Raw genomic sequence first — 14,510 nt, 5'->3', positions numbered from 1 at the left:
CGTCAGGACTCTTCGGTTGTCGGTGCCTTGAGGTACTGAGCCAGGATGGCGACCACGCGGGCCTCCGTCGTGGCCTTGTCGATGCCCGCGTCGGCGAGCACGCCCGTGCCGTTCTCGTGCTCCAGGAGCGCCAGCAGGATGTGCTCGGTGCCGATGTAGTTGTGGCCCAGGCGCAGGGCTTCGCGGAAGGTGAGTTCGAGCGCCTTCTTGGCGTCGGCGTCGAAGGGGATGAGGGCCGGCATCTTCTCCGCGGCTGCGGGCAGCGCCGCCGTCGCCGCCTGCCGGACGGCGTCGAGATCGACGCCTTGGGCGCGGATCACGTTCGCCGCGAGCGCCTCGGGCTCGCCGAGCAGGCCGAGGACGAGGTGCGCGGTGCCGATCTCGTCGTTCCCTGCCCCGTGGGCGGCGTTCTGCGCGCCCACCACGACGCTCCTGGCGCGGGGCGTGTAGCGGCCGAAGCCCTGGTTGGGGTCGAGGTCGGTCTCACCGGGAGCCTTGGGCACGAACCGCTTCTGCGCGGCCTGGCGGGTGACGCCCATGCTCTTGCCGATGTCCGTCCAACTGGCGCCGGAGCGCCGGGCCTGGTCCACGAAGTGACCGATCAGGTGGTCGGCGATGTCGCCGAGGTGATCGGCGGCGATGACGGCATCGGCCAGCTGGTCGAGGGCGTCCGTGTGGACCTTCTTGATCGCCTCGATCAGGTCGTCGAGGCGGACGGGAACGGAGGTCTGGGTTGGTTTCTCCATGTGACAACCGTAGGTTGACACCCAAAGGGTGTCAACCCGAGGTTGACAGTCGATTGCGGGGATCCGTGCGGGCGTCGAAGAGGGGGCTCAGCCTCCGGATTCCTCGGCCAGCCAGGTCGCGATGGCCTGGGCTATGGGCTGGTCGGTGTCCACCTGGACGAACCCGAACTGGCCGCCCTGGTTGCATTCGAGGAACCACCACGTCCCGTCGCAGTCCACCGCGAAGTCGAAGGCACCGTAGGCGAGTTGGGCGATGTCCATATAGGAGTCCACCGACCGGCGAACGGCGTCCGGCACCTCGGCGGGCTTCCAGGCGCCGTGCTCCGTGAAGCGGCTGTCGACCTCGTCGGCGTCGGCCTCCTTACGGGCGGCGAACATGCGACCGCCGATCCAGGTCAGCCGGATGTCGGCCCGCTTTCGGATGTGCCGCTGGAACAGCGTCGGCCCTGCCTCCACCGCGGAGAAGTCCGCATCGGGACTGACGCGAGTAGTGGGCAGCACCATCGGAGGGTCACCGGGATGCCGCCCCGAAACCGACTTCACCACCAGGTCCTGGTGCTTCGCGGCGAACTGGCGCGCAACCGACGGGAACGAAGTGATCAACGTCGCAGGAACGTGGAAGCCGCTCTGCTGGGCGATATGCAGCTGCCACGGCTTGTAGCGCGCCTGCACGGCCGCGACGGGGTGGTTCATCCAACGCGCCGGGGTGCAGAAGAGCATGCCGTACAGCGCCTGCTCGGACTCGGCGGACAGCCACGCGGACTGCTCCTCGGCACGAGCGCCCGGAGCCCCGGGCCGGCGAACCCATACGGACCGCAAGCTGCTCAGGCTCACCATGCGCTCATCCGTCTTCAGATACCCGCGGAAGCCGCCGTCGCCGTAGTCCGCCGACAGGACGACCCTGCCCGGCAGATCGGCGGGGTCGAGGCGGACGAGCGGAACACCGAGGTCGTGCAGGGCCGCGACCACCATGTCCGCCGTCAAGTCCTCCTCGCAGGTAAGAACCAGGACAGTCATCGCCGTTCAATCATCGAAGTGCGTCTTGGAACCAGCGGTGGAGGCGGTGGTTCCCGTCGCCAGCAGCACCGCCCGATTGCGGGCGGCCGGACGCCCGTCGGGCAGGACATTGAGCTGCCGCGCAGCGTCATAGACGTACGGAGCGGCAACCACCGACCTCACCACCGGACGGGCATAACCCAAAGCAAACGGACGCATACCTTCTCCTTAAAAAACCCACGCCCCACCCCCGCGGGAAGAAGCAGAGACAGGGAGACTTCACCAGACAACTCTGCACAGATGACGCGATCATGCGGTCAAACAGTTGCCTGTTTCGATCGAATCCGAAGAAGCGCTTGACGCGACAACTCCAAGAACGTAGATGCCGTACGCCAGGCGCCACTGATCCGCCTCCCTCCGCACAGCACCATCCTGACCAGCGGGACGGCAGGGCGCCCGCCGCACCCCATCCTCTCCGCGGCCCGACCCGCCCGATTCGTCCAGGACCGCGACGGCCCGTGATCGCGCACCACCCCCGTGCGCTGATCCACCAACTCCCCTCCGCCACAAGGAACTTGGCATTGACGGTGTGACAGCCCGATTGACAGGGTGACCGGAACTGACCAAATGCGACAGGGGGAAGCATGGACGCCGTGAAAACGACGCATTAGCAGGCACCGGGAACGGCCGCCCGATGAGCCGGGCGAGGTTTCTGAGTGCTGCCGTGAGTACCGCGACCATGCCGTCCCGGGGGCTCCCCCTCGACGATCTGCACACCACCGTCAGCCGGTGGGAGAACCCGACACACGACCCGGCCCGCACCGGGTCACTCCCCTGCCGTTCCGCCCCCTGTGCACCATCCCATCCCACTGCGACACATACGCCCCTCCATCGGGCGGGATGACGTAAGATCGCCAACCAATACGCACGACTTCGAACAACTGTCGCAGTCACCGCATACTCGGAGAATCCCTCCGTACCAGACCGAGGTGACCGCGCAGGGGGGAAGGAAAACTCGATGAAGTCATCCCGTCTCCGGCGTCGCCTGGCCGGAACCGCGGCAGCCACCGTCCTGATCGGCGCCGGTGCGCTGGCCGCCGCGCCGTCCGCCGTCGCCAAGGCCAATCTCCTGACCATCGGCAAGGTCTCGCTCCAGGAGTCGGGCCTCCGGGCGAACGTCACGTACTCCTGCGACCCCGGTATGAACCACCAGTTGGTCGCCAACGCCACCAAGGTCGGCGCGACCGGCCACGACGAGTCGATCGCCGCGGGCACCATCAAGAGCGCCAAGCTCACCTGCGACTACGACAGCCACGCGGCGCAGGTCTCGCTGCGCCCGGCCGTCGGTTCGCACTTCGCCAAGGGCGACAAGGTGAAGGTCGGGGTCTTCTACTTCGACGAGGACGGGTTCAGCTACGCGCACCAGGAGACGGTCACCGTCCTCTAGGCGCCCACGCACCCACGCCCTTCCGCCCGGCAGACGACGGCCGTCACCTCTCGTCACCTGCCGGGCGGGAGACGCGGTGGATGGCCTGCTTCTTGACCGCGATGGTGACGATCTCCCGGCTCGTACCGGTGAGGGGCCCGCGATCCCCGTCGCCGTACTGGGCCTCGGCCGTGCGGAGGTCGGGGCGTCAGGCGCAGTCGGCTCAGGCTGCGTTGTGCCTGGACGGGGGCGTCAGAGGGATTGCGGGCCGTTCTGGGCGGACAGGGCGGCGAGGAAGTCTGCGAGGGCCTCGTTGAAGGCGGCGGGGCGTTCCATGTTCGGGTAGTGGGCGGTGCCTTCGATGGTGGCCGTACGGCCGTCGGCGACGGCGTGCACGAGTCGTTCCGCCATCTCGATGTGGTCGTCCGAGTCGATGCTGCCGTTGATGGCCAGCACGGGGATCGTGACCTGCGCGGCCCGCTTCCACGTATCGGGCACGGGGACCAGCCGCACGGGTTCGGTGCTGGTGTGCTTGGCGACGGTGCGGGTGAGCATGCTCCGTATCCGCCGGACGACATGCGGGGCGACGTCGTCGAGGGAGCGGTGCGGGCCGGCCGCGCCCCGCATCCATGCGTCGATCCAGCGCTCGGCGTCGGCGTCGGCCAGCGCACGGGCCTGCTCGGCCAGCATCTCCTTGACCCAGGGGTCCTGGAATTCGGGTTCGTTGGTCCCCGCGCCACTGACGACCAGCGCACGGACCAGGTCGGGGTGCTCCAGCGCGGTGTCGACCGCGATGCCGGCGCCCATCGACAGGCCCACCAGGATCGCCGGCCCGACGTCGAGGTGGCGCAGGAGCGCGGCCAGGTCGTCGCATTGCCGGAACGGTCCGTTCGCGTTGGTGGATCCGCCGTGGCCGCGGGCGTCCGGTGCGATCACGCGGTAGTCCGACGCGAATGCCGGCACCTGGTCGTCCCACATGCCGTGGTCCAGGAAGCCGCCGTGCAGGAGCACCAGCGGTTGCCCGGTGCCGGTGTCGCGGTACGCGAGTCGGCCGTCCGCAAGCTCGAATGAGTACACGTCAGAGACCTCGGTCATGACAACCAAGGTGTCATGACTGGGGTGGCTTGGCAACTGAGGTGTCATCATGGCGAGGTGACCCATGAGCCGCTCGCACCCGATGACCTCGCCCTCCGGCTCACGGAGGTGTTCGATCTGGTGGGCCCGCTGTACAGACGGGTCCAGCGCAAGGTGGAGCAGTCCGCGCCTCTCGAGGGCCTCTCCGTCGGCGTGCGCGCGGTGCTCGACCTGCTCCGCGAACACGGGCCGATGACCGTCCCGCAAATGGGCCGGGCGCAGGCGCTGAGCCGGCAGTTCGTGCAGCGCATGGTCAACGATGCCGCGGCACAGCAGTTCGTCGAGGTCCTCCCCAACCCCGCCCACCAGCGGTCTTCGTTGGTCCGGCTGACCGACGACGGCAGAGCGGCCATCACCGCCGCCCTCACCCGTGAGCGTGCCCTGCTGCGCCAGGTGGGCGGCGATCTGACCGACGCCGACGTCGGAGCCTGCGTGCGGGTGCTCACCGAGATGCTCAGGCTCTTCGACCACGTCGAGGTGAACTGACCCGCGCGCCCTCCGGAGGGCCGGGCGGCGGCGGTGCCGACCGGGACACCCCCTAGGGGGTGGGGCGCAGGACGGCGAACAGTCCCTGGGCGCGGGTGCCGTCCGGCAGGTCCCAGGCGCCGGCGACATGTCCGGTCGTGCCCTGCGGGGGAAGTGGCGGTCCGTCCGGGGCAGGTCGCAGCGCCCGGTGGACGTGGAGGGTCACGCCGTGCGGTGTGGTCAGCTCGGTGCCGTCCTGGTTGTCGGTGGTCGCAGTGGTGGGGTCGGTGCGGAGGTGGTCCCCGCCGGCGTAGGAGCGGGTGACGTCCCGGTCCGGGGTGTCGCTGATGCTCTGGGCCTGGGCCTGGACCCGGCCGTCGATCAGGGCCAGCAACTGGGCGGTCAGCACCCGGTCGTGGAGGCCGTCGTAGACCCAACGCCGCCCCAGCACGCCGTGCTCCATCGTGCCGACGAGGGCGTGCTCGGCCCCGTCGAGCGGGGCACCGCGATAGGTGAGCGGCACCAGATAGGTGGTCGGTTGGGTGGTGGAGGTGTCCGTGACCACTATGAACTCGATCCCGACCTCGCCTTCCGGGTCGTCCAGCCGGAAGCCGCCGGCCTTGGCCAACTTCGGTTCACCCGCGCCGTCGCGGTACCACGGGCGGGTGGGCAGCCAGGAGGTGAGCAGCTCCAGCTTGGTCGGTTTGAGGGTGGTGTGGTGGATGACAGCCATGCCGGAGCTTCTCTTCCGTGAGGGGGACACGATCGCCGACAGCCTTTCATCTGCACGGCGTCCGAGAGGGCGGTTCTCCGGAGACCAAGATCCTTTGACCGTTTTCAGCCGTGTGGTGCCTTGTCGGGTTCCTCGCCGAGCTGCCGGGGGGGGTGACCGAAGGCAGCCGGCTCACCCCAGCCGCACCTCGGACCCGATCGACCGCTCCCGGGCCGCGGCCACGACGAGGGCCGCCGCCGCGGCGTCCTGCACCGCTACGCCGACGGACTTGTAGAGGGTGATCTGGTCGCGCGAGGAGCGGCCCGGTTTGCTGCCGCTGAGGAGTTCGCCGAGTTCGGCGTGTACGTGTGCTTCCGTGATGACGCCGTCGCGGATCGGGTTCAGCAGGTCGCTGCTGCCCGCGGGGAAGGGCGCCAGCGCCGCCTGTCGCGATTCCACGCACACCAGTGCCTCGGCGATCGTGGCGTCGTCGATCTCGCGGCCGGCCGGGTTGAAGCCCACCGAGGTCACGTGGACGCCCGGGGTCAGCCAAGTGCGGCGGATCACGGGGTCGGTGGCGTGGGTGGTCGTGGCGGCGATGTCCGCGCCGTCGAGCGCCTGTGCGTACGTGGGTGCCGCTTCGACGGGGAGTCGGAGTACGGCGGCGAGTTCCCCGGCGAGGGCGGCCGCCTTGGTCTCGCTGCGGCCCGCTACGCGGATCTGCCGGATCGGGCGGACCCTGCACATGGCCTCGGCGTGGGACCGGGCCTGGGCGCCGGTCCCCAGGACGGCCAGCACCGAGGCGTCCTCGCGGGCGAGCACCCGCGCCGAGAGGGCGGAGCAGGCGGCGGTCCGCGCCGCGGTGACGGCCGTTCCGTCCAGCAACGCCACGGGCTCGCCGGTGTCCGGGTCGAAGACGACGATCAGCGCCTGATGGGTCGGCAGAGCCGTGCCGGCGTTGTGGGGAAAGACGGAGACCAGCTTGCTCATGAGCACCCCGGCCGACGGTACCCGTCCCGGCATGGCCGCCAGGAAGCCGTCGCGTTCGGGCACCAGCGCGGCGACGCGGTCCGGTGAGGAGGCCCGGCCGGCGCTGAGGTCCGTCATCGCCGACGCCAGGCCGTCGATCAGCGTGTCCATGTCCAGCAGCGCCTCGACCTGCGAGCGACCGAGAACCAGCATCCGCCTCAACCTCCTGATGCAGCCGTACGGCCGGCGGGTCGCCCGGCCGTGGAGTCGACCGTAGTCCCGTACGGACCGCCGGGGCGCGGCGCACCGGTTGAACGCCGATGCGCCGCCAGACTGGCTCTGCGAGCCGCCGTTGAAGGAGACGGCTCCTGTGACGGAAGGGACGTGCCCACCATGACCACGGATGCCCACCCCGGCCCGCTGCGCCTGCTTGTCCTCGGTGCCGCGCTGCGGGCCGAATCGACCAACGCCCGTCTGGCGTCCCTGATCGCGGGGATACTGGCCGATGCCGGTGCCGCCGTGGACCTCGCCGCGATGCGGGAGTTCGACATGCCGCTGTACGACGGTGACCTGGAGTCGGCACAGGGGCTGCCCGACGGCGCCCTGGCGTTGCGCGACCGGCTGGAGTGGTGCGATGCCTTCGTGCTCGCCTCCCCCGAGTACAACGCCTCCGTGCCGGGCGTGGTGAAGAACGCGATCGACTGGGTTTCGCGGGTCCGGCCGCAGCCGTTCAAGACCAAGCATGCGCTGCTCGTCTCCGCCTCCCCGTCCCTGGTGGGCGGCAATCGGGGGCTGTGGGCCCTGCGGGTGCCGCTGGAGCACCTCGGTACCCGGGTCTACCCCGACATGTTCAGCCTTGCCGCGGCCCACAAGGGGTTCACCGAGGACGGGCAGCTGACCGACGACGGGTTGCAGCAGCGCCTCGGCGAGACGGTGACGGCCTTTCTCCGTCTCGTCGAGGCCGATACGCGCTATGTCTGCCTGCAGCGCCGGTGGTACGAGTTCCCGGGCGATCGCACGGAGGCGCCGGTGACACAGCGGGCGGAGGACTGACGGGCTGCGTCTCGCCGTCGCCGACCGGCCTTCGGGGGTGCACCCGGTCGGCGGCGTCCGGGACGCAGGGAAACAAGCGGGCGTTCATGGTGATCTTATGAACACTCCACGGATGAATCGCTCACAAAGGACCGCTGTGCGGGCACTTGCCGTCACCGCTGCCCTGGGCATCGCACTGGCGACAGGGGCGGCGTCGGCCGCGGCCGCGGTCCCCGATCCGGACGCCGCCACGGGGCACACGTCCACTCAGCCCCATCACTCCAAGCACAATGACGGGCAGTCGCACCAGGGCGGTGAACAGAGGAGCCCGATCGGCGGCAATCACGAAGACGAGTGCGGTCTCCTCCTCCCTCTCTGCTTCCTGTGACGGATGCTCCGTGCGCGGCAGCGTGCTCGGCTGCGGGCTGACTTTCGGTCAGGCCGCAGCCGAGCGGCTCTCCTCAGCCCCCGACGCGGAGGTAGTGGCCCCAGTACCCCTGGTGGCGGCCGTAGCGGGTGGTGAGTTCGGCGAAGGCGGTGTCGTCGAGGGGACGGCCGTAGACGCGTTCGGCGGCGCGGGTCATCTCCTTGTCGGGGGTGAGGTGTTCGGTGCGGCCGAGGCCCCGGATGAGCAGGAAGGTGGCCGACCAGGGGCCGATGCCGGGCAGGCCCAGGAGTTGGTCGCGGACCTCGTCGTAGGGGCCGGCGCGTAGGAAGGCCTCGTCCAGGTCGAGCCACTGGCGGGTCGCGCGAGAGAGGTAGCCGGCCTTGCGCTGGTTGCCGATGAGGTGCTGGAGGGCGGGTTCGTCGAGGGCGGCGAGCTGTTCGGCGTCGGGGAAGGCCCAGCGGGTTTCGCCGTCGACGGTGATGCGGTTGCCGACCGATTCGACCAGGGCCTGCTTCATCTTTCTGGCCACCGGCATGGGGACGCGCTGGCAGAGGATCGCCCAGCACAGCAGTTCCAGCGGTGAGGGGAACTTGACCTGGTGGTAGCCGTGCAGTCGGTCCACGACGCGGGAGAACGGCCGGTCGAGGCGGGCGAGGCGGTAGAAGTCGGTGAGGTCGTCGGTGAGACCGAGGTGGAAGGAGAGCCGGTCCGCGGCGGCCTCGGCGGTGGCGTCGCCGAAGGGGGCGTCGGCGGTCAGGACGCAGTCGACGGCCGGTTCGTCGGGGGCGGCCGTCACACGGGCGCCCAGGGTGGTGCCGTTCTCGCGCAGGGCCAGGGTCAGGGTGTCCTGCGCGGTGCCCTGCTGCCCGGTCATGGCGGGGAACGCACGGATGAAGGCGAGGGAGGCGGAGAAGGAGAAGGGGGGCCGGGCCGCCAGCCGGACGGTGCGGGTGACGGCGGCTGCCGCTGCGGTGTCGGGTGCGGTCACCGCCCGGCCGTTCCCCTGGTCGGTGGTCGCAGGGGAGGTGGCCAGGGCGCCGGCCCCGAGGGATGTGGTGTCGGTCATCGCGGTCTCGCTTCGTTCGGTGGCGGCCCGGGGGGATCAGACCGCGCGGCCGAGCCACCCGGCCAGGCGGCGGTGGATGTCGGCGTCCTCGGGAACGGGGTGGACCGCGGCGAAGGGCATCTCGCCGCCGCGCGGCTCGGCCGGCAGGACCTTCTGGGCGATGCCGAAGGCCATACGGCCCAGATCCTCGTCCAGCTCCGCCTCGGGGGCGATGACCTGGGCGATGTCCCAGGTGTGGGTCACCGTCTCCATCACATAGCCGCTGAGGGCGATCCGGCCCTCGGCCACGCCCCACGGGACCTCGAACTCGGTGGCGAGCTTGTCGTCGTCGGCCCAGGCGGCGGCGGCGCGGGCCCGGGCCCGGCCGACCGCGCCGCCCCAGTCGGTGTCCGCGATCTCGCCGGCCGCCGCGGGGACGTCCATGCCGCGCCCGCCCTCGCCGATGTAGGCGATCCGGTGGAGCGCGCCGACGGTGTGGCTCAGCAGCGCCCGCAGGTCGTACGCCTCGCAGGGGGTCGGCCGGCCGAGGTGGGCGGGGTCGAGGCCGCTCACCAGCTTCTCCAGCTGGTCGACGGCGTGGAGGAACTGGGGGCGGGGGTCGAACGCGTTCATGGGAAGCGCCTCTCGTACGGGGCCCGGTCGGTGTGCGCGGGCCGATGAGGTCCACTCTGCGGGGTGATACCTGACAGGACCCGTCAGGTTTTAAACTGCGCTGCATGAAAGCCGACCGGCTGCTGTCCATCCTGTTGCTGCTGCAGGCCCGCGGCGGCATCCCGGCGACGGAACTCGCCGCCCAGCTGGAGGTGTCGGTCCGTACGATCTATCGGGACGTCGAGGCGCTCTCGGCCGCCGGGGTGCCGGTGTGGGCCGAGCGGGGACGCACCGGCGGGGTGCGGCTGCTGCCGGGATACCGCACCGACGTGACGGGCCTGACCTCCGACGAGGCCCGGGCGCTGTTCGTGCTGGCGGCCGACGGGGCGCACAAGGCGCTGGGGCTCGGCGGCTCGATCGCCTCCGCGTTGCGCAAGGTGATGGCGGCGCTGCCCCCGGATCACCGGCCGGCGGCGGAGCGGACCAGCGAGCGGATCCTGGTCGACCCGGTGCGGTGGATGCAGGGCCGGCCCGCCGACGTGGAGCTGGGCGAGCTGCAGCGCGCGGTGTTCACCGACCGGCGGCTGCGGCTGCGCTACCGGCGCAGCGGGGAGGCCGCGGCGGGCGAGTACACCGTCGACCCGTACGGCCTGGTGAGCAAGGCCGGTGTCTGGTACCTCGTCGCCGACCGGGACGGTGAGCCGCGGTTGTTCCGGGCGGACCGGGTGCAGTCGGCGACGGTCGACGAGGAACCGGTCCGCCGGCGCCCGGGGCTGGGGCTGGCGGAGGTCTGGACGGCGTTGCGGGACGGGGTGGAGCGGGTCCCGGACGAGGTGCGGGTGCAGTGCCGGGTGCGGAGCGAGCGGCTGGACATGTTCCTGCGGATCCAGTCGGCACATCTCGCCGGTCCGCCGGCGGACCGGGGCGACGGGTGGGCGGATGTGGAGCTGGCCTTCCGGGCCGTGCGGGCGGCGCGTGCGCTGCTGGTCTTCGGTGCGGACGTGGAGGTGCTGGGGCCCGCCTCGGCGCGCGAGGAACTGGCGGCCGCGGCGGCGGAGGTGACGCGGTTGTACGGGGGTGACGGCGAAGACCGTGGTTGAGACGCGCACCGGGCCCGGCGCGCGGTCCACGCGCCGGGAGGTCACCGCCGATGGCCGGGCGGCCGCTCAGACCAGCAGCTTCTGGTACAGGTCCTGCACCTCCGGTGAGGGCTGCACGCCGAGTTCGGCGTCGAGGATCCGCCACAGCCGCTGGTAGGCCTGCAGCGCTTCGGCCCGGCGTCCGCAGTGGTGCAGGGTGTCGATGAGCTGGGCGTGGAAGCCCTCGTTGAGCGGGTTCTCCGACACCAGCGTGCGCAGCTCGGGCACCAGTTCGCGGTGCCGGCCGAGGCGCTGCTGGGCCTCGATGCGGATGCCGACCGCGTTGAGGCGCAGCTCCTGCAGGTAGGTGACGTGCGCGTCGAGGACCTTGCCGATGGGCATGCCCGCGAACGCCGGGCCGCGGGAGAGCCGGAGCGCCTCGGTGATACGGGTGGCCGCCGATTCGACGTCCCCGCTGCCGAGGAATCCGCTGCCCTGCGCGACCAGGCACTCGAACATGGAGGCGTCCAGGGCGCTGTCGTCGACCGCTATGAGATATCCGGAGGGCCGGGTGACCAATATCCTTTCGGTGTTGTGCAGCCGCAGTCCCGTCGCCAGTGTTTTCCGGGCGTGGTAGACGTACGTCTGGAGTGTGGTGAGAGCGCTCCGCGGAACACGCTCTCCCCACAATTCCGCGATGAGCGTGTCGACGCTCACGGTCTCGTTGTTCCTGGCCAGCAGGAGAGAAAGCATCTGCCCAACCTTTGACCTCCCCACGATCAATGACTGGGCTTCATGGGATATCTCCACCTGTCCGAACACCTTGAACTGCACAGCGGCCCCCCCGCTTCCATGCTGTCTGGTTTCAGCGACGTCTTCGACCGTCCGCCGGAGCCTAACCCCGCCGGTCGGTTTTCCGGCTCAAGAATCAGTAATTTCCCAGCCCTCCGCAGACGTTGAGGGCCTGTGCGGTGACCGCTCCGGCGCTCGGGGCAACCAAGTACCGCACCATCGCGGCGACTTCTGACGGCTCGACATAGCGGCCGATCGGCACCCGCCCGGTGATGCGCTGATGCACCTCCGGCTCCTCCACGCCCCAGACCCCGGCGTAGTGTTCCCGCACCCGTTCCGCCATGGGCGTTTCCACGAATCCGGGGCAGACCGCGTTGACGGTGACCGGCGTCCTGGCCAGCTCCAGCCCCAGTGCTTTGGTGAAGCCCACGACACCGTGCTTCGATGCCGAGTAGGGAGCCGCGTGCACGACGCCTTGTTTACCGCCGGTGGAGGCGATATTGATGATGCGTCCGTAGGCCGCCTCAGCCATTCCACCAATGGTGAGTGCGCGTTTGGTGACGAGAAATACGCTGTTGAGATTGGTGTTGATGACGTCGTACCAGAGGTCGTCGGCTACCTCCGCCGTAGCGCCGCCACCGGGCCGTCCGGCGTTGTTGACGAGGATCTCCACGGGACCGTAGCGGTCCACGCAGGCGCGTACCAGCCGGTCGGCGTCGGCGGCCGAGGTCACGTCGCAGGCGGTGCCGCCGACGTCGAATCCGCTCTCCTGCAGCTCCTTGACCGTGGCGGCCACGGCTTCCGGGCGGCGCGAGCAGAGGAAGACCCGGGCGCCGTCCTCGGCGAGAGTCCGGGCGATCTCCAGCCCTATGCCGCTGGTCGCTCCGGTCACCAGTGCCACGCGGTGCTGTGCGCTCATGGTTGTCCCATCCCTTCCGCGATGTCCGTACATCACGTCCTCGCCACCAGAGAGACCACACGGCGCTGGAGGCTCCCTCGCAGGGCTCTGGAAGGTCGCTGGAAGACCGGTCGCAAGGCCGTCGAAAGGGGAGCGAGGCACCGCCCAGCGCGCCGCCGCGGGCCTCCACCGCGCAGGTGAGCGCCCTTCGAGCGGGGTGGGCGATCGTGGCGCGGCGATCGCATCGTGCGGCGCGAGAGGGGAGATCCATGACCGAGCTGGAAGACGGGACGGCCGGCGACCCGTATCCGAACAAGTGCTATCTGCCCTTCATCCTGTACCCGCCGGGCATGCACCGGACCACCGGCGGCCGGGAATGGCTGGAGTCGCATATCGACATGCGGCAGCAGGGCGGCGACTTCGTGCTGTACATCGGCATCCCGTTCTGCCGTACGCGCTGCAAGTCCTGCCCGTACTTCGCGAGCCTGCTGTCGGAGAAGGACCCCAACGGCCGCGAGGAGCGCTACATCGAGGCCCTGATCACCGACCTCAAGCGGTGGGGTGCCTATCCGAAGTTCGCGACCGGTCTGATCCGCAACATCTTCATCGGCGGCGGCACCGGCAGCATTCTGCGCACCGGGAATCTGCGGCGGCTGGTCGACACCGTCTTCGAGACGTTCCACGTCGCGGACGACTGCGAATTCACGCTGGAGGGCAACGCCCGCGACTTCGACGAGGAGAAGATCGACTACGTCGCGGGGTCGGCGATCAACCGGCTCAGCCTGGGCGTCCAGTCCTTCCAGCCGGAACTGCTCGGGGTGATCGGCTCACCGCACGCCGCGGAGGACAGCGCCCGGGTCATCAAGGAGTTCCAGGCGCGCGGATTCCGCAACATCCAGCTCGACCTGATGTACAACATGCCGGGGCACACGCTCGACATCTGGCGGCGTGACCTGCAGACGCTGTCCACCCTGGACGTCCCGCACTTCACGATCTACCTCTACCGGATCCACCAGGACACCATCCAGGCGAAGCTGATCACCAAGGGAAAGGTCGATCGGCCGGCGGATCCCGAGGGCCCGATGGTGAAGGCGATGTACCGGGAGGCCATCGAAATAGCCGAGGAAATGGGCTACTCGATGTACATGGTCGACCATTTCTGCAAGCCGGGCTACGAGAACATGTACAACCACTGGAACTGGAAGGTGTACATCGACACCCTGGCCGTCGGCCCCGGCTCCTACAGCTACTTCGACGGATACCGGCTGGGCACCGAGACGGACGTCGAGAAGTACATCGAGACCGTCGAGAGCGGCGACTTCCTCATCAGCACGGTCACCGACGAACTCTCCCCGCGCGTCCAGCGCGAGCGGTACGTGGTCTTCGCCCTGCTGTACTACGAGATCGAGTACGCCTTCTACCGGAGCAAGTTCGGCAGCGACTTCCGCGAGGACTTCGCCGACGAACTGCGGCGGCTGGAGCGCAAGGGCCTGGTCGAACTCACCGAGGACCGGATGCGGTTGACGCGACTGGGCCTGATCTGGCACACGAACGTCATCCTCGAATTCTTCAATCCGGCGTTCTGGAACGACGCGCGGTCGCTGAACGAACCGAACTGGTCGCTCAACGGCGTGATGGTCGAGGTCGGCGCGCACGCCCGCGAGTACTGGCTCGGCGACAAGGACGTGACCTTCTTCCCGCCGCCCGGCGAGGTGGCGGCCCCGGCGGCCGTGACGGCGGCGTCCACCACCGGGCGGGAGGCGGACGGCCGTGACTGAGACCCAGCGGTTCGTCGCGCAGGCGACCGTCACCGTCAATGCCCTGGTGCACGACATCTGGGCGGTGTGGGTGGACGTCAACGCCTGGAAGACCTGGGACGACGGCATCGACAGCACCCAGCTGCACGGCAACTTCAAGGCCGGCAACAGCTACACCCTCACCCCGCAGGGAGGGCAGCCGCTGACGGTCACCCTCACCTCCGTCACCCAGGGCGAGGAGTTCAGCGACGAGGCGGTGCTGCCGTTCGGGACGCTGGTCACCCACCACCGCATGGAGCCGCTCGGCTCCCGGATCAAGGTGACCCACGAACTCGTCGCGGACATCGCCGACGACACCGTGGCGGCCTTCGCCCGGGACGTCTGGCCGCATCTGCAGAGCGGGCTGGCGCAGTCGCTGGTCAACCTCGCCGACCTCGTCGGCAGCGACTGAGGGCCGGG

General features: G+C 69.8%; 16 protein-coding genes. 6 read left to right on the top strand and 10 right to left on the bottom strand.

Features of this window, described 5'->3' with window-relative positions:
- Positions 1-2: 2 nt before the first annotated feature.
- From ACFWZH_RS36900 to tgmA, 3 genes are all read right to left on the bottom strand, one after another.
- The gene (locus tag ACFWZH_RS36900) at positions 3-746 is read right to left on the bottom strand and encodes a Clp protease N-terminal domain-containing protein (protein ID WP_384441970.1); all 744 of its coding nucleotides are present in this window, start codon (positions 744-746) and stop codon (positions 3-5) included.
- 87 nt (positions 747-833) lie between these two features.
- Complete coding sequence (gene tgmB / locus ACFWZH_RS36895; protein ID WP_384441967.1) at positions 834-1,763, bottom strand: ATP-grasp ribosomal peptide maturase; 930 nt, start codon at positions 1,761-1,763, stop codon at positions 834-836.
- A gap of 6 nt (positions 1,764-1,769) precedes the next feature.
- Positions 1,770-1,961 carry a putative ATP-grasp-modified RiPP gene (gene tgmA / locus ACFWZH_RS36890; protein WP_384441964.1) on the bottom strand — a complete coding sequence of 64 codons (192 nt, stop codon included), beginning with the start codon at positions 1,959-1,961 and terminating at the stop codon, positions 1,770-1,772.
- 799 nt (positions 1,962-2,760) lie between these two features.
- On the opposite strand from tgmA, the gene ACFWZH_RS36885 reads away from it, so the two are divergent.
- The gene (locus ACFWZH_RS36885; RefSeq protein ID WP_384441961.1) at positions 2,761-3,189 is read left to right on the top strand and encodes a hypothetical protein; all 429 of its coding nucleotides are present in this window, start codon (positions 2,761-2,763) and stop codon (positions 3,187-3,189) included.
- A gap of 231 nt (positions 3,190-3,420) precedes the next feature.
- On the opposite strand, the gene ACFWZH_RS36880 is transcribed toward ACFWZH_RS36885, so the two are convergent.
- Positions 3,421-4,263, bottom strand: coding sequence for an alpha/beta fold hydrolase (locus ACFWZH_RS36880; protein ID WP_384441958.1), 843 nt, complete (start codon positions 4,261-4,263; stop codon positions 3,421-3,423).
- A 57-nt stretch (positions 4,264-4,320) separates the two neighbouring features.
- Between ACFWZH_RS36880 and ACFWZH_RS36875 the strand changes: the two genes are divergently transcribed.
- Positions 4,321-4,788, top strand: a complete 468-nt coding sequence (locus tag ACFWZH_RS36875) for a MarR family winged helix-turn-helix transcriptional regulator (protein WP_384441955.1) — start codon at positions 4,321-4,323, stop codon at positions 4,786-4,788.
- Positions 4,789-4,840: 52 nt separating this feature from the next.
- On the opposite strand, the gene ACFWZH_RS36870 is transcribed toward ACFWZH_RS36875, so the two are convergent.
- Together ACFWZH_RS36870 and ACFWZH_RS36865 are read right to left on the bottom strand one after the other, a co-directional pair.
- Complete coding sequence (locus ACFWZH_RS36870; RefSeq protein ID WP_384441953.1) at positions 4,841-5,500, bottom strand: 1,4-alpha-glucan branching protein; 660 nt, start codon at positions 5,498-5,500, stop codon at positions 4,841-4,843.
- Between the two features lie 171 nt (positions 5,501-5,671).
- Positions 5,672-6,661, bottom strand: a complete 990-nt coding sequence (locus ACFWZH_RS36865) for an ornithine cyclodeaminase family protein (protein ID WP_384441950.1) — start codon at positions 6,659-6,661, stop codon at positions 5,672-5,674.
- A 180-nt stretch (positions 6,662-6,841) separates the two neighbouring features.
- On the opposite strand from ACFWZH_RS36865, the gene ACFWZH_RS36860 reads away from it, so the two are divergent.
- Positions 6,842-7,501, top strand: a complete 660-nt coding sequence (locus ACFWZH_RS36860) for an NADPH-dependent FMN reductase (protein WP_384441948.1) — start codon at positions 6,842-6,844, stop codon at positions 7,499-7,501.
- A 440-nt stretch (positions 7,502-7,941) separates the two neighbouring features.
- Here ACFWZH_RS36860 and ACFWZH_RS36855 read toward each other — a convergent pair whose 3' ends face one another.
- Positions 7,942-8,934 (bottom strand): DNA-3-methyladenine glycosylase family protein, encoded by a 993-nt coding sequence (locus ACFWZH_RS36855; protein ID WP_384441945.1) that lies wholly within the window; start codon positions 8,932-8,934, stop codon positions 7,942-7,944.
- A gap of 36 nt (positions 8,935-8,970) precedes the next feature.
- Positions 8,971-9,546 carry a TIGR03086 family metal-binding protein gene (locus tag ACFWZH_RS36850; RefSeq protein WP_384441942.1) on the bottom strand — a complete coding sequence of 192 codons (576 nt, stop codon included), beginning with the start codon at positions 9,544-9,546 and terminating at the stop codon, positions 8,971-8,973.
- 104 nt (positions 9,547-9,650) lie between these two features.
- Here ACFWZH_RS36850 and ACFWZH_RS36845 point away from each other — a divergent pair, with 104 nt between their 5' ends.
- Entirely contained in the window at positions 9,651-10,625 is a 975-nt protein-coding gene (locus ACFWZH_RS36845; RefSeq protein WP_384441939.1) for a helix-turn-helix transcriptional regulator, read from the top strand.
- 66 nt (positions 10,626-10,691) lie between these two features.
- On the opposite strand, the gene ACFWZH_RS36840 is transcribed toward ACFWZH_RS36845, so the two are convergent.
- Positions 10,692-11,357 (bottom strand): BTAD domain-containing putative transcriptional regulator, encoded by a 666-nt coding sequence (locus tag ACFWZH_RS36840; protein WP_384441936.1) that lies wholly within the window; start codon positions 11,355-11,357, stop codon positions 10,692-10,694.
- 175 nt (positions 11,358-11,532) lie between these two features.
- On the bottom strand, positions 11,533-12,315 hold the full coding sequence (locus ACFWZH_RS36835; protein ID WP_384441932.1) for an SDR family NAD(P)-dependent oxidoreductase: 783 nt from the start codon (positions 12,313-12,315) through the stop codon (positions 11,533-11,535).
- Positions 12,316-12,563: 248 nt separating this feature from the next.
- Between ACFWZH_RS36835 and ACFWZH_RS36830 the strand changes: the two genes are divergently transcribed.
- A complete protein-coding gene (locus ACFWZH_RS36830; protein WP_384441929.1) occupies positions 12,564-14,072 on the top strand; it encodes a coproporphyrinogen-III oxidase family protein in 1,509 nt (502 codons plus the stop codon).
- The gene (locus ACFWZH_RS36825) at positions 14,065-14,502 is read left to right on the top strand and encodes an SRPBCC family protein (RefSeq protein ID WP_384441926.1); all 438 of its coding nucleotides are present in this window, start codon (positions 14,065-14,067) and stop codon (positions 14,500-14,502) included. The genes ACFWZH_RS36830 and ACFWZH_RS36825 overlap by 8 nt, the downstream gene beginning before the upstream one ends.
- The last annotated feature ends 8 nt before the right edge of the window (positions 14,503-14,510 follow it).

The organism is Streptomyces sp. NPDC059008 (assembly GCF_042749045.1).
Taxonomy (GTDB): domain Bacteria; phylum Actinomycetota; class Actinomycetes; order Streptomycetales; family Streptomycetaceae; genus Streptomyces.
The sequence above is the reverse complement of the archived record's forward strand: the minus strand, read 5'-3'. Positions and strand labels throughout refer to the sequence as shown.